Source organism: Paenibacillus sp. FSL R7-0331 (assembly GCF_000758645.1).
In the GTDB taxonomy this organism is placed as follows: Bacteria; Bacillota; Bacilli; order Paenibacillales; family Paenibacillaceae; genus Paenibacillus_AQ; species Paenibacillus_AQ camerounensis.
The window spans coordinates 3,532,255-3,546,681 of record NZ_CP009284.1 but is presented as its reverse complement, the minus strand read 5'-3'; the positions used below and the strand labels follow the sequence as shown (position 1 = coordinate 3,546,681).

The window sequence follows — 14,427 nt, the reverse complement described above, 5'->3', positions numbered from 1 at the left end:
TAAAAACGGCTGCACCTTCCTGTTCGGGAGGCTGCAGCCGTAGAGCAATAGACAGATTCCGGTACTTACACCCGGACCTGGCGGATTGCTTCCCGCATATCGCTGGTGTTCGTACTAATTACCATTGAGGCCTCATATACCTCTCTAATCTTCTCAAGCTGCAGATCCGTCAACTCACGGATCTGACGGGTCTGCTCTGATACACCTCCGGCAATCATAGCCATGCTTCCCACTGCGGCGGCAACCTCCTCTGAGCCCGCAGAAAGCTGCTGGGCTGTAGCAGAGACATCAATGATCTGCTCCGCCACTTCACGGAATGCATCGGAGGCCTTAAGCAGCGCAGCCTCCGCCCCGGCTGACATATGTACACCTTCCGTTACTTCCCTGGAGGCTTCAGCCATCCGTGTACCGATACCCGAAGAGGCGTTGCCTATCTGGGTCAGCAGATCCGCAACACGCTCCACTGCAGCCGAGGAGCCCTCCGCCAGCTTACGCACTTCACCGGCAACGACGGTGAAGCCGCGCCCATGCTCGCCGGCCCTGGCAGCCTCAATGGATGCATTAAGCGCCAGCAGCTTGGTCTGGTCAGCGAACTGCCTGATAGCAGCAAGCGCTCCTTCAATCTCTGCTGCATAGCTCTGGAGCAAGCCGGCCATATTCAGTGTCTCATCCGCAGATTCAGCGATGGACTTCATCTGCCGGTTCATCTCTGACACCGCTGCCTGAGAAGTATTGACCTTATCCAGCGCTTCTACAGCAGAGCCGGATACAAAAGCAGCCGCAGACGATATCCTGGCAATGCCTTGTGCCATCTCATCCATCGCAAGTGCGCTGCTCTCCGCACCTTCTGTCTGGGTATTGGCTCCGGCAAATATATCGCTGATCTTACCGTTGATCGTCTCACTCATCCGCAGCACATCATCAGCATTTCTGCTGAAGGTCTCCGATGTCCCGTACAGGTAATCCGAGGCTGTGGACACGTTGGAGACCATACCGCTTACCCTTGTATTCAGTTCCTCCGACATCTTGAGCATTGCCTGATAAGCAGTACCGATCTCATCCCTGGAGGTGACTGGCCGGCCGTGCAGGATCAGGGAGGCTTCTGCCAGATCCCCGGCAGCCATCGCTTCTGCACCTGCAGTTATCGTATGCAGCGGGCGCAGCGACCGGGTCACGAACCAGGCGAGAACGGCCAGCGCAGTGAGGGAAACAGCCAGAATAATACCGTAGAGCGGAAGACTCTGGAGCAGCACATCTCCGGTTAAAGTGCTGAGGACAGACACATCTGTATCGATCCCCAGTGCGCCGATCAGCTCACCCTGATCATTTTTGACCGGAACAAAGGCTGAAATATAATCCCCGTATTCCGGATTTTTGATCAGCTCTGAGCTGGCATTCTCTCCAGCCTGTACAGCCTCTACCGCAGATGCAGGCATGTCTGTCTGCTCATTGATCGGTGAGGCCAGCGGATCTCCTTCCGGCCTGCCGTCAATCATGAGCAGCGGCTGGCCGGCTTCATCAAACCTGACAAAGTATACATAGCGGGCTCCGATGGATTCACGGAATTGGTCCAGCTCGTTCCGCAGCGACCAATAGAGGTCCGTCTCCTGCGGATCTGCCAGAAAGCTGCTGTACCTTTCGGCATCGAGCTGTGCGGCATAACTGCCGGCAATGCTCATGTTGTAGCTGCTGATGGTCCCTTGAACGGCAGACCCGGTGTTCGCCCGTTGAATGGCGATGTTCCCGGCTGTAATACACAGAATAACGGCTGCTGTGACACAGAGAATCCGGGCAATCAGACTTGTACGGATAAAAGCAAACATGGAGACGTTCCTTTCGCGCAGCGCAAATGCGTATTATGTAGTAGGGAATGGCAGAGTTTGCAATGACAAATGTCCCTCTACCCGAAAAATTTCGACAAATTTTCTGAAAATCCTTTTTTTAATAAGCAAATTTTACAGCTTTCAGCGGATTGACTAGAAAAAACGGATGTCCCCGGCTATACTTGAAATAACCCGACTATTTGACTTGGAAATGGAGAATGAATACATATGATTACGCACACTGCTCCTTCAATCAAAAAACAGGTATATGAGCGGATATTCGAGCATGGTACCGTTTCGAAGGCCGATCTGCTCCAGCATTTCGCAGTAGCCAGCAGCAGCCTGACCCGGCTGCTTGAAGATATGATCTCCCAGGGGCTGATCATTGTCTCGGGATTTGGCAGCTCTACCGGCGGAAGAAAGCCGATTCTGTTCCAGACCAACCCTAAGCACCGCTACCTGCTGGGGCTTGAAATATCACGGCTCTACTCCAAGCTTGGGCTATACGATCTGCATCTGAAGACACTGTCGCTGACACGCTGGGAAATGGATACCCATATGACGCCCGGGCGGCTGGTAGAGCTTGTCGGAGAGGCGGCTGAGACGTTTCTGGACAGAGAAGGCATTACACCAGATCAGCTATTGGGGATCGGTGTTGGTGCCGTTGGCCCGCTTGACCAAAAAAACGGAGTCATTCTGGAACCCGAGCTGTTTCCTTCCCCCTCCTGGAAGAATGTTCCGGTATGTGAGCTGCTTACTGCACGGCTGGGTGTTCCGGCCAGACTCGACAATGGTGCGAATACGGCTCTGATTGGCGAGCACTGGGCCTTCCGTGAAGAGAAGGTGGAGCATGCGCTCTATGTCCATGCCGGGGTTAATATCCGTTCCGGCCTGATGTCCGGCGGCCAAATTATCCGTGGTGCTGTTGACACCGAGGGGGCTGTCGGACAAATGATTATCCGTACGGAAGGCCCGCGGCTGCGGGAGAAGGGAAACTACGGTGCTTTGGAAGCCTATGTATCCATCCCCTCACTTGAGGAGCGCATCCGCAGCCAGCTTGCCGGAGGCCGCAGCAGCCTGCTCTCCGGCCTTGCTCCTGAGCGGCTTACGTTCCCTGTACTGGCTGAGGCGCTTGCACAGGGCGATATCCTTGTTAAGGAGCAGTTTACCGAAACGGCGCATTATCTGGGCATCGGACTGGCCAATCTGATTAATACCTTCCATCCGGAATATGTCATTCTCGGCGGTCCGCTGGTCAATGCAGATCCGCTGGTGTTCACCACAGCCGTAGAAGTAGCCAAAAAGAATACGTACCGTTATCCTGAATACAGTCCCGTATTCACGCAAGGCGCTCTAAGGGATGAAGCCGTGGCGACTGGTGCTGCAATCATGCTGCTTCATGAATGGCAATTGAATTAATAACTGCGCCCCCCTCCGCCTCCTTCAATTATTGACTTGTTCTACTCAAGATATAGAGGAACAGCCAGTATCGAATCTTCTTAGATTCGATACTGGCTGTTCTACGTTTAAGCCGGCTATCTTACCGGTTCCATTGTTACTTAGTAAGCTTCTGCCGGATGAGCACAATTAGCTCTTCCGCTGTATCCCATACCAGCGGACGGATGTCCTGCAGCAGGACATCCAGCTGTGCGGCACTGCTGCTGTGCACAGTCCAGATTACCGGAATACCAAGCCCCAGCCCATAGCCGGCGGCGAAGTAGACACCGGCAGGCCGTCCGGTCAGATCCGCAACAATCAGCCGGCTCTCTGCAAGCTGTCCCAGCGTATACTGTCCGTTCTCCGTCGGGGCCGGATGCCTGAGAATATCCGGCAGATAACCATATTGGCTGATTACGGGCAGCAGATTATCCTGCCACAGGCTGTAATGCTCTTCATCTCCGCCCAGCAGCACACAGCAGGGCTTCAGCTTCTTCCCGCCTGCACTTGCAGCGGCTTCATTCCAGCCCTGCTGTGTAAGCTGAAAATTCATCCCTTCGCGGACGAGCAGCTGTTCAGTACCAAGCTTGTCTATGATATAGACCAATTCCTGCAGATTAGGGGAATAGGTCAGGTTATAGCTGGACGACAGCGGATGAATCATAACCGGATCACCGGGAGCATCCGAATGCCTGTAGAGAAACTGCAGCAGCCGGCTCCCCTTATCCTCAATAGTCACAGGGGTTCGGGGGCTGCCTGCGATTGGCTCCAGATCACCGGCCGACAAATATACTGCCTCGCCGCGATCCGTCTTCTCTCTAATGTAAGCCGATATGATGTGCAGCAAATCCCGCTTGGCGGAATGCGGCAGTGCGTTGATCTCATCATAGCTGTCCTTACGCAGATCATAGTACCCGCCAGGCGAGCAGGAGCAATCCAGATAGCGGTCGTATTCCCCTTCACGTTCAATGGGAACAATCGCATCACAGAACAAACAGTGTTTCTTAATCATAAACCTATCACCTCGTATCCATTGCTGTCCTCTACCTTAACACTATTTCGCAGGCATAGAACTGGTAAATGGCACCAGGCCGGACTATGCGGCAAGGATCTGGAATAATTCCTGCACCCTCAGCCGACACTATCCGTTTATTGAATAATCCGCTGCAGCTCCTCTATCGTTGACACATATGCAGGATTAAACTCCTCAGAGCCCATATAACCGGTCAGGCTGGACAGGAATTGTCTGCCTTCAGGTGTTTCTGCTGCCTTATCGGCATCAAGCGGGCAGATTAGCAGCTTTCCGGTACCTACACGGCATTCCAGCAGGAAGCCAAGCTTATGATTGCGTTCAAAATTGTCGATCGTCCGGACAACCGGACTCCAGCTTTGATCCGTGCCGTCCAATATCAGTGATTTCGAATGCTCGATGATGCTCCACCACGGGTAGGTTGAATGCTCTTCACTCGGGAAGCTGCGGAGCACGGGATGGCTGTTATCAATCAGCAGTCCCATCGTGCCGACCGGCACCGGCCGGTTCATACTCTCAGAGATGGAGCGGAACATCGGGTAGCACCAGAAATCCGTACTATAAAAGCCTTGAACGGCATTGTTCAGAGAATCCGGGTTAGGCATCAGCAGTACATTTCCGCCCTGCTCCAGCAGCGCCTGTGCTTCAGCTCCCAGTTCCTTGAATACATGCACTCCGTCCAGTCCGGTACTGTTCAGTTCCGGATAGATCCACAGGTCATAGCTCTTATGGATGTCTGTACCGGCAATCTGCAGGTTCAGCTTAACGGCTGTCATTGCAGCAACAGCAGGCAGCATCAACTTAACCACACCAATCTGATAATAATTGGCTTCAGCTGCACTATCCGCTACAACAGTGCCGCTTCCCAAAATTCCATTGTCTCCGCCAAGCTCCCAGTTCAGCTCCAGTCTGTCAGGCGCAGCGCTGCGGAACCAGCTGAGCTCAACATCCGCATGGAACAGCTCTCCGCTCACATAATTGAATTTCGTGAATCTCGCCAGCAGGACTGCATCATTGCAGAAGGTCCGCCATTCCTCCGCCGTGATCATCCCTTTGGAGTCCATAAAAGCATCCAGTATACCGACTAGTGCGGTACCCTGTCCGCTGAAATCCTGCAGATCCAGCAGCTGGAAGCCGGCAAGCCGTCTGGTCCGGAAGGCTGCCTCCAGCTCTTCCTTGTAGCAGGCTGCCGCAAGCTTCCCTGAAGCTGCAAAGTATTGGGCCGCAAGATGGCCAAGGCCGTTCTTCTCCAGCCGTTCCCGGAAGATTTCAAAGTTCTTAGCTTTAAGCGGTCCGCTGTATTTAGCGATTTCCTCAAAATCCGGGAAGGTCGCATATTGGCCGATCTCATGCGAGATAACCGGAATATGCGGAATCCATTCACCTGAGGTGTCGTCCGCCTGGACGGTTTTGGCTTCAGTGCCGTATTGGATCTGGATCTCACCGCCGGCTCCTGCGCCTTCGTCTCCACCCTTAACCTGCGCCGGCGGAACGAACTGGTCGTCGTAATCCTTCATCGTACTTGGAACAGCGGTCTGAACATGACCCAGCGGCGCATCACACATCGCATACGAGCCTCTGAACAAGCGGCTTCTGGAGAACCGGACTCCGCAGAAAAAGTCCTCATGCTCCAGAATTTCCGGCACCCACTGGTGATTATTCGAGCCCTGCGTGTAAAGCGGTCTGCTGTCAAAGGCTTTATATTCCTTCAAAATGGAGTCGATCTTGGCTCTGCTGCCCCACAGCTCATTACCCAGAGACATCATTACAAAGGACGGATGGTTTCCGAATGCCTGCAGAATGGCATAACCTTCACTTACCAGATAATCCTGCTCAGCCTGATTGTGGTTATCGTCAGACGGTTCCGTAATGGTGCCCCAGAACGGCAGCTCAGGCTCCATGTAGATTCCGAGCAGGTCTGCTGCCGTAAAGGCCGCTTCCGGCGGACAGCAGGTGTGGAACCGGTAATGATTGATTCCATAAGATTTGGAAATCCCAAGAATTCTCACCCATTCCTCCACATCAGTCGGCGCATAGCCGGTCAGCGGAAAGATCAGGCCGTCATGCTTGCCGCGCAGAAAGGTCTTCTGTCCGTTAATTGCAAACTTATCGCCGTCCGCCTTGAACTCCCGTAAGCCGAAGATCAGCTCATTACGGTCCTCCGGAGCGCTATCCCCGCTGTTCAATGTAAGATTCACCTTGTAGAGATTCGGCGCAAACTCACTCCAGAGCAGCGCATCTGCTCCCAGGCTATATTCAATGCTGAATGGTCCCGGTTCAACGGTGTAGGACTGGCTGGCGGCCGAATGACCGGCTCCCTCAGCCCCATTAAAGCTTGCAGCAGAAATATTCAGCTCAGTCTCAGCGCTTCCATCAAGTATGGCTGTAATCCGGACTGAACGGTTAGCTACATCAGGAGTAAGCCGGATATCACTTAAGTAAGATTCCCCGAAAAATTGCAGCTCCAGCCGCCCGGTAATGCCATTCCAGTTGGTCTGGGTATCCTCTGAGGTTAAATGCCCGCCTTTGGTGGGATATCCTGTGTTGCTGACGCAGACAGTCACGGTATGACTGCCCGCCGCCAGCTTGCCCAAATCATAGATATGGGCGGTGTTCAGGCTATCCCGGCTGCCGATTTCCGTACCGTCCAGATAAAGCGTTGTCATCCGGGTCCGCTCCAAATACAGCCTGCAGCTTTTGCCGGCCAGCTCTTCCGGTATTTCAATTTCCCTGGAGAACCAGGCTTGCCCCTCGAACAGATATTCATCCGTCAGGGCACTGATCAGAGTCTTCTCATTCTTCGGCCCTTTACGCGCATATGACGTCGTTCCCGGTAAATCAATGGTATCGGAGAACGGCAATACCAGCCCTTGTTTGTCTGCATCCAGCTGCAGCTTCCACTTGCCTTCAAGATTGATCATAGTATGCAAGAATCCCACTCCTAATCATATATAGTCCTGGGTATCATTATAGCCTGTCACTGTGTCGTTATCAATTTATATAATAATAACAATAACAACACTAACAAAGATACAATCTTAGCATTACAGCCAAAAGCCGTACGGTTGCCCGCACGGCTTACATCTCTATTTGCTCTGATCTGACCCGAACACCAGGCCTGCCGACTGCTTCGCCTGCTCCACAACCTGCATAACCCTGCGGCTGTGCTCCAGCATCCGGTTCGCTGATTCCCTGTCATTACCCTGGATCATCGCTTCAAACGCCATAAATTCATCGTACATCCGGTGCTCATGGTTTTTCCTGTTTACCTTGACCGGCTGCTGCCTGTTCGCAGCATATTCAAAACCGTCCACACTGTTCGCCGAGCCCGAAAGGTGAATATACCCGTCTGTTCCCTGAATGTTCACAGCATTACGTGCAGTGCTGTCCTTGGCTCCGATGCAGACACATTTGAATCCGCCGTAGTCCAGCAGCAGGACACCTGAAGTATCTATTCCGCGGTCCATGTTGGCGGAGTATTGCACCTTTTGCGGACTGCCGAAGCAGCCGACCACGAAGTGTATATTGTAAATATTAATATCCATCAGCGCTCCGCCGGACATCCCGGGGTCAAAGGCCGGCAGCACCTCTCCAGCCCGGAAGGCATCGTATCTTGAGGAATACTGCGAGTAATTGCATTCTACTATTTTGACCGGACCCAGCTTGGGCAGATATTCCTTCATTAGCAGGTAACTGCCCAGATATTGGTTGGAGATCGCTTCAAGCAGAATCAGCCCGCTGCGCACGGCAAGCTTCTCAAGCTCCAGAAACTCCTCGAGATTGGAGGTGAACGGCTTTTCACAGATTACATGCTTGCCGCTTAGCAGCGCTTCTTTGGCATAGGTGTAATGGAGGTGGTTCGGCAGACCAATGTAGACAGTGTCCACGTCGTCATCCGCCAGCATACCGTTATAGCTGTGATAGATGCGTGAGATACCGTGTTTCTTTTGCAGCATTAATAATTTGTCCTCATGCTCCGGCTTTGAGCAAATGGCCTCCAGACTGATTCCGGGTATTTCCTGCACAAAACTTAGCAAATCCTGAACAATATTTCCCGCACCTGCAATTCCAAGCTTCATCTCAGCTGCACCCCTCAATCCCCTGCTCAAGCAATTCCATGACGGCGATGGTTTCATCGTCAGCGACCGACTTATCAGCGCCGTTCACAATCGTCTCATAAATATCATCATAGAGCCGGGCGTAATCCCCTTTTGCCGACACTACTTTTTCTTCGTGATAATGGCCTTCATCATCCTGATAGGTGAGCGTACCGTAATGCTCCGGCGTATCCAGCCCGAAGTCGTCATGCCCTTTTGGCAGATAAAACAGCTTCAGATGCTCCTCCTGACGGTCTATCGTCTGCTTGACGAACACCCCCTTCTTCCCGTATACAACAAAGCTCGGACGCGGCTTGAGGCGGAAAAAGCTCGATTTGACCGATACCTTGAGCGAAGAGTAGTAGAAATCCAGATCGAAATAATCATTCATTCTGCCGTTGCCGAGCAGCTGCCGTACATCATACTGCACCCGGTCCGGCGTCCCGAAGGTTGAAACGACCTGATCTACCGTGTGTACGCCATGCCCGTATAAGAAGCTGCTGTATTTGGAGAAACTGGTAACCGACTCCGGCGTCTGCGGGCGGTAGTAGTCGTAATTCATCTCTACCTCCAGAAGCTCACCAAGCTTGCCCGATTCCATAACCTGCTTCGTTGTCAGAAAATCGGAATCATACCGCCGGTTCTGGTAACACTGGATAATCAGCTTCTTGTCACGGGCATATTCAAAAATAGACCTCGCATCCTCTGCACTCATCATGAACGGCTTCTCGACCAGCACATGCTTGCCGTGATCCAGCGCCATTTTGGCATATTCGTAGTGCGTATCAAGATGTGTACATACAACCACCAATTGAATGTCCGGATCGTTCATCACTGCAGCCAGCTCATCTGTATACAGTACACCGGGAACCTTGTCCCACTCGGCTTTGTGCGGATTGCGGGCATATATGGTTTTTACCTTCAGGTGATCCCGGTTCAGGGCAAAAGGCAGATGATAGCGGTTGGTGCTTTTACCGTTGCCGATGTAGCCGATGGTTAGCATGTTGATTCCCCCTGGGTTCTTTTTCGTTTATTATAAAGGAACTTGTACAGGTGTGAAGCTTCTCCGGTCAAAACGGTACAAACGACCAAAACGGTGCATCCAGCCCCGTCCAGGATTGAACAAAATGTTTAATGAGGTGATCTTTGTTGAAGCTGCTGAAGCAATTATCAGATATGCCGGATTTTACACCTAACGAACAGAGCATTGCAGCCTACATCCTTTTGCACAAGGAAAATATGCTGCAGCTAAGCATTCAGGAGCTTGCAAAAGCTACCTATACCTCCCACTCGGCGATCACCCGCCTGACACACAAGCTCGGCTTGTCCGGGTTCAAGGCATTCAGCCTGAAGCTTGCCCGTGAATTCCAGCAGGAGAATCAGCTCCCGTCGACGGTCGATCCCAACTATCCCTTTGGCCATGAGGAATCACCGCTCCAGGTAGCCGGGGAAATCGCCGAATTAATGAAGGAGACCATCAGCAAAACCTTCGCGTATATGGATGATGCTGTGCTGGCGCAGACAGCAGAAATGCTGGATCAGGCGAAGCGGATTTTCATTTATGCGCTGGGGGATTCGCAGATCCGGGCCAGAAGCCTGCAGAATAAGCTGATCAAAATCAATAAATACGTTGTGATTGCCACCGAGCTGTACGAATGGGCCTACCACACCGTTAATTTGACGGAGGAGGATTGTGCGGTTTTTCTGACCTATCACGGGAATTCGCCGATTTATTTAAAAGCAGCCAGGCATCTCGCCGGGCAGAAGGTTCCCATTATCACCATTACAGCCTCTGATCAAAGTGAGCTGGCGAAGCTCAGCACAGCCTGTATATATGTTCCCGGAGATGAAGTAAAGCATGCGAAGATCGGCACCTTTTCTTCGCAAATGGCCTTCGAATATGTATTAAATGTGATCTACTCCTGCATTTACAAGCGCTCCTATAGTCAGAACAAGGAATCTGCGGACAGGTCGCTGAAGGATAGCTATATAACCGGAATGATGGAGGAGTAGGTTGCGATGTGCGCTAACGGAGTGCAACTTTTGATGCTGAGCCTTTTATATTCAAAAAAGAAACCAAGGTCAATTCATGACCTTGGTTATTCCGGTAATCTGAGCATCCGGGCGGCTGTTATTCATGAATAGCGCACATGCCCCGATCAGCTCAATCAGCCACTCACAATGCCGGCAGCGGCACGCGGTACAGCTTATCATCCTCATCCGCGGGACTTCCCCGCCCGTCGGTATTATTGCTAATAAAATAGAGCATATCACCGTCGATCATCACGTCGCGGATCCGGCCGTATCCGGTTATGGCCTCACGTTCTTCGCCCGTTTCGAGGTCGAATGCAAGAACGGCAGTCCCTCTCAACGCTGCTGTATATAAAACGCCTTCTGCATAAGCCATCCCGGATGGAGCCCATGTATGGTCACTGCCTGATGTGAACAACGGAGTGACCATGCCTTCACGCGCTTCATCGCCCTCTATCACAGGCCAGCCATAATTCAGCCCGGCCTCTATCTCATTCACCTCGTCATGGCTGCTTTGGCCATGCTCACTTGCATACAGCACGCCGGCTCCGGTCCAGACAAGCCCCTGGGCATTCCTGTGCCCATAGCTGTAGACATAGGAACCCGCAAACGGATTATCCTCCGGCACCGAACCGTCGGTATTCAGCCGAAGGATTTTGCCGCCTAATGAACCGGTGTCCTGGGCACTATCTCTGTCACCGGCATCTCCTGCTGTAGCATACAGCTTGCCGTCCGGCCCAAGGGCAAGCCTTCCCCCATGGTGAACAGAGCCGCTTGGAAGCTTATCGAGAAGCAGCTCCTCCTCCTTCCAGATTCCATTATCCTGTCTAAGCGTCACAATCCGGTTGAACTGACCTGAGCTGTCAGTATAGGTGTAATAGGCATACGCCAGTCCCGAGCCGGTAAAATCCGGATCAAGCACCAGCCCCAGCAGCCCTGCCTCTGAGGCAGCCGCGATTTCTTTAACCAGCTGCACCTCCTGCCGTTCAACGTGCCCGTTGTCTATTTTGACAATATTTCCGGGACGCTCGGTCAGATAGAAGATATCGCCGGCTTTGGCAATGGACCACGGCACTTCAAGATTTGCGGCCACAACCTCAGGCTCATTAACCGCTGCTCCCGCATTGTCCGATGTCTCAGGAGTGACAGGTGCTGCGGATTGTGCAGAGGTATGCTGATCAGCCGGGCTCTCCTGCCGGGCTTCTGACGAATGCTGCTGCTCGTCTGCCGCAGCCGAGCAGCCTGCTGTCAACAAGACTGCCAGCAGGGATACAGCGGTTCTCTTTTTCAATCGAATGCACCTCGGCTCTCTTGTTGTCGGACTTCCTGTCATCCGCCTTCTGTATATGTACATATAAACGGATACGTTCAGCCTTACTCAGCACTTGAGCAGAGACAGGCGCCATTACTGCTATTCCTGCAGCAGATCCCGCTGGCTTCTTGGAAGCTTACTGACTACAAGACTATACGAGTGGTCGATCATATCATGAATTTCTGTGAGGGACAGGGAGCCGTCAACGATAACGGTATTCCAGTGCTTTTTGTTCATATGGTAGCCCGGCTTGACGGACTCAAGCTGCTCCCGCAGATTCCCGGCTATAACCGGATCACACTTCAGATTAATCCTGAATGTATCCCCCTCTCCTTCATAAATAAACGCGAACATTTTACCGCCCACCTTATAAACCTCCGGTTCCGGACCGAAGGGATACTCCTTGACCGCCCCTTGCTTGCCCTGGCAATAAGCCATAATACTCCTTTTCATCCAAACACCTCTTCTTCAGCTAGTTCGTATTAATCCTTATTATACGAACTAACGTTCTGAACAGCAATCGATAATAGAGGAAAAGATTCTGTCAATTATTATCTTTTTCCGAATAGGCTAGTACTAGTAAAGGAGGAGGACAATATTCATTCATTCGTCTCGTATATGCTGCTTGGCTTATCCCTTTCCGCACCCCTCGGACCTATAAATGCAGCCCAGCTGGATAAAGGCCTGCGCGGCGGATTCCTGCACGCCTGGATACTCGGGCTTGGCGCTGTATGTGCAGACATCATTTATATGCTGCTCGTTTATTTCGGCATGATTCATCTGCTGGATGCGCCGTATGTCAAAGCGTTTCTGTGGCTGTTCGGCTTCTTCGTGCTTGTCTACACGGGATTCGACGGCATCCGGAGCTCAGGTGAGGTATCGACAGCCAGTCTAAGAGACAGCAGCGATACTTCGCTGTTCAGATCCTTTCTGTCCGGCTTCCTGATGTCCCTGTTCAATCCGCTCTCCATCCTGTTCTGGCTGGGTATTTACGGTTCTGTGCTGGCAAGAGCAGCCAGCGAGTTCCCAATGCAGCAGCTGCTGATATATAGCGGAGGAATTGTGCTGGGCATCCTGCTGTGGGATTTTTCGATGGCTGCCGCATCCAGCATGTTCCGCAGACTACTGACTCCGCGTGTGCTGCGGGCTATTTCCGTATTATCCGGCCTGTCGCTCATCGGTTTCGGCCTGTACTTCGGGGTACAGGCTGCCCGGCTGCTGTTCTTCCACTAGACCTTGCTTTTACGCAGCCTGATCCCTTTTATCCTGAATTCAGAGCCCGGGAGACTGTGATGTCCGGCTATTTCAACATCCAGATGTTCTGTATCCTTCTGCGCAGAGGAAACCGCATGCTTGCGCTTCACCCGCTGGACAATAAAGTCACTGAGCGCAATTACAGCTACAATCAGCAGGCTGATGTAGAAACCCGGACGGCTGACTTTATGGAACAGGGTTCCCGCAACCGCAGCAGCGATCAGGACAAGTCCGCTCCAGCGTTTCAGTCCGCTTAGCTTGCCTCCTTTAAGCAGCCTTCCGGAAGACAGCAGAATCCATGACCAGTTATAGAGAATCATCAGCCCGGCAGCTGTTGTGATATATTCATATACCCTGTCAGGCAGCCACAGCGACATCATAATGGCACCGGTTAATCCGGCTGCAATCAGACAAAGGGCAAGAAACGGATATTTATCCTTCCATTTCTTGGCGAATATCCGGGGGGCATCCCCTTCCTGCGACAGTGTAATCATCATTGAAGTAATCGCATACAGTGAAGCGGTCATTGTCGAGAAGCCGGCAATAATCAGCACGCCGTTGAACAGATGCGGCACAAAAGCCAGCCGGTCGCTGCTCAGCGCCAGCATAAACGGGCTTTCTTTAGGATTAAAGGCGCTAAGAGGAACCATAATGACGGCAAGACCAATAGACAGTACATATACTGCAGCAAGCGAGAGAAGCATTACCTTTCCAGCCTTGGGTGCTTCTTCGGGGTTCTCCAGCCTGTTCGCCATAATGCCAAGCACTTCTATTCCCCCATAAGCATAGAAGGCAAAAATAAAGGCCGACCACAGGCCGATGCCTCCAGCAGGAAGCCAGCCCTTAAAGCCGTTAGGCATGTCCGGCGTATACTTAGCGCCGCCAATCCAGCCGGCAAGAAACGCTGCAGCCAGCACAAGAAACATCAGGATCGCTGACACCTTGATCACAGCCAGCACATTTTCCACCCGGTCAAACCCCTTGTTTCCAAAAAAGACGATGACCAGGCTCAGCACGGCATAACCCGCTGCAAAGGTCCACATCGGCACTGCTGGAAACCAGAACCGTGAGAAAATCGACAGAGCGGTAAGCTGGCTGCCCATAATCAGCAGCTCGGAGAACCAGTATACCCACCCGCTGCCGAAGCCGGCCCAGCTCCCGAATGCTTTTTTGGCATAGGAGCGGAAGGAGCCCTGTTCGGGATGCTGTGCGGTCATCTGGGCCAGCGCATCAAAAACAACATATGTACCGGCAGCCGCCAGCAGATACACAAGCAGCACTGCCGGGCCTCCAATGGAAATGGCCAGTCCTGAGCCCAGAAAATAACCAGTACCGATTGTGCCGGCAACGCCCAATAAGCTTAACTGCCACCATTTCAGTTTCTTTTCCTGTGCATCACTATTACCTGAAGCCTGATTCATGAATACCGTCCTCATTCTCTTT

11 protein-coding genes are annotated in these 14,427 nt (G+C 52.3%); 3 read left to right on the top strand and 8 right to left on the bottom strand.

Annotated features, from left to right (window positions below):
• Positions 1 to 65: 65 nt before the first annotated feature.
• A complete protein-coding gene (locus R70331_RS14890) occupies positions 66 to 1,823 on the bottom strand; it encodes a methyl-accepting chemotaxis protein (RefSeq protein WP_042176773.1) in 1,758 nt (585 codons plus the stop codon).
• A gap of 228 nt (positions 1,824 to 2,051) precedes the next feature.
• Here R70331_RS14890 and R70331_RS14885 point away from each other — a divergent pair, with 228 nt between their 5' ends.
• Complete coding sequence (locus R70331_RS14885; RefSeq protein ID WP_042176771.1) at positions 2,052 to 3,242, top strand: ROK family protein; 1,191 nt, start codon at positions 2,052 to 2,054, stop codon at positions 3,240 to 3,242.
• Between the two features lie 136 nt (positions 3,243 to 3,378).
• Here R70331_RS14885 and R70331_RS14880 read toward each other — a convergent pair whose 3' ends face one another.
• The 4 genes from R70331_RS14880 to R70331_RS14865 all read right to left on the bottom strand — a co-directional run bounded on the left by R70331_RS14880 (position 3,379) and on the right by R70331_RS14865 (position 9,390).
• The gene (locus R70331_RS14880) at positions 3,379 to 4,272 is read right to left on the bottom strand and encodes a hypothetical protein (RefSeq protein WP_042176768.1); all 894 of its coding nucleotides are present in this window, start codon (positions 4,270 to 4,272) and stop codon (positions 3,379 to 3,381) included.
• A gap of 137 nt (positions 4,273 to 4,409) precedes the next feature.
• A complete protein-coding gene (locus R70331_RS14875) occupies positions 4,410 to 7,211 on the bottom strand; it encodes a DUF8487 domain-containing protein (protein WP_231576512.1) in 2,802 nt (933 codons plus the stop codon).
• 165 nt (positions 7,212 to 7,376) lie between these two features.
• Positions 7,377 to 8,369, bottom strand: a complete 993-nt coding sequence (locus R70331_RS14870; RefSeq protein WP_042176765.1) for a Gfo/Idh/MocA family protein — start codon at positions 8,367 to 8,369, stop codon at positions 7,377 to 7,379.
• A 1-nt stretch (position 8,370) separates the two neighbouring features.
• Entirely contained in the window at positions 8,371 to 9,390 is a 1,020-nt protein-coding gene (locus tag R70331_RS14865; protein WP_042176763.1) for a Gfo/Idh/MocA family oxidoreductase, read from the bottom strand.
• Positions 9,391 to 9,536: 146 nt separating this feature from the next.
• Here R70331_RS14865 and R70331_RS14860 point away from each other — a divergent pair, with 146 nt between their 5' ends.
• On the top strand, positions 9,537 to 10,400 hold the full coding sequence (locus R70331_RS14860) for a MurR/RpiR family transcriptional regulator (protein ID WP_042176762.1): 864 nt from the start codon (positions 9,537 to 9,539) through the stop codon (positions 10,398 to 10,400).
• Positions 10,401 to 10,563: 163 nt separating this feature from the next.
• Here R70331_RS14860 and R70331_RS14855 read toward each other — a convergent pair whose 3' ends face one another.
• Positions 10,564 to 11,709 (bottom strand): PQQ-dependent sugar dehydrogenase, encoded by a 1,146-nt coding sequence (locus R70331_RS14855; RefSeq protein ID WP_042176758.1) that lies wholly within the window; start codon positions 11,707 to 11,709, stop codon positions 10,564 to 10,566.
• 120 nt (positions 11,710 to 11,829) lie between these two features.
• Positions 11,830 to 12,183, bottom strand: coding sequence for an MmcQ/YjbR family DNA-binding protein (locus R70331_RS14850; RefSeq protein WP_042176756.1), 354 nt, complete (start codon positions 12,181 to 12,183; stop codon positions 11,830 to 11,832).
• A gap of 165 nt (positions 12,184 to 12,348) precedes the next feature.
• On the opposite strand from R70331_RS14850, the gene R70331_RS14845 reads away from it, so the two are divergent.
• Positions 12,349 to 12,963, top strand: a complete 615-nt coding sequence (locus R70331_RS14845; protein ID WP_042176754.1) for a LysE family transporter — start codon at positions 12,349 to 12,351, stop codon at positions 12,961 to 12,963.
• On the opposite strand, the gene R70331_RS14840 is transcribed toward R70331_RS14845, so the two are convergent.
• The gene (locus tag R70331_RS14840; RefSeq protein WP_042176752.1) at positions 12,960 to 14,405 is read right to left on the bottom strand and encodes an amino acid permease; all 1,446 of its coding nucleotides are present in this window, start codon (positions 14,403 to 14,405) and stop codon (positions 12,960 to 12,962) included. The two genes, R70331_RS14845 and R70331_RS14840, sit on opposite strands and share 4 nt — an antisense overlap.
• Positions 14,406 to 14,427 lie beyond the last annotated feature (22 nt).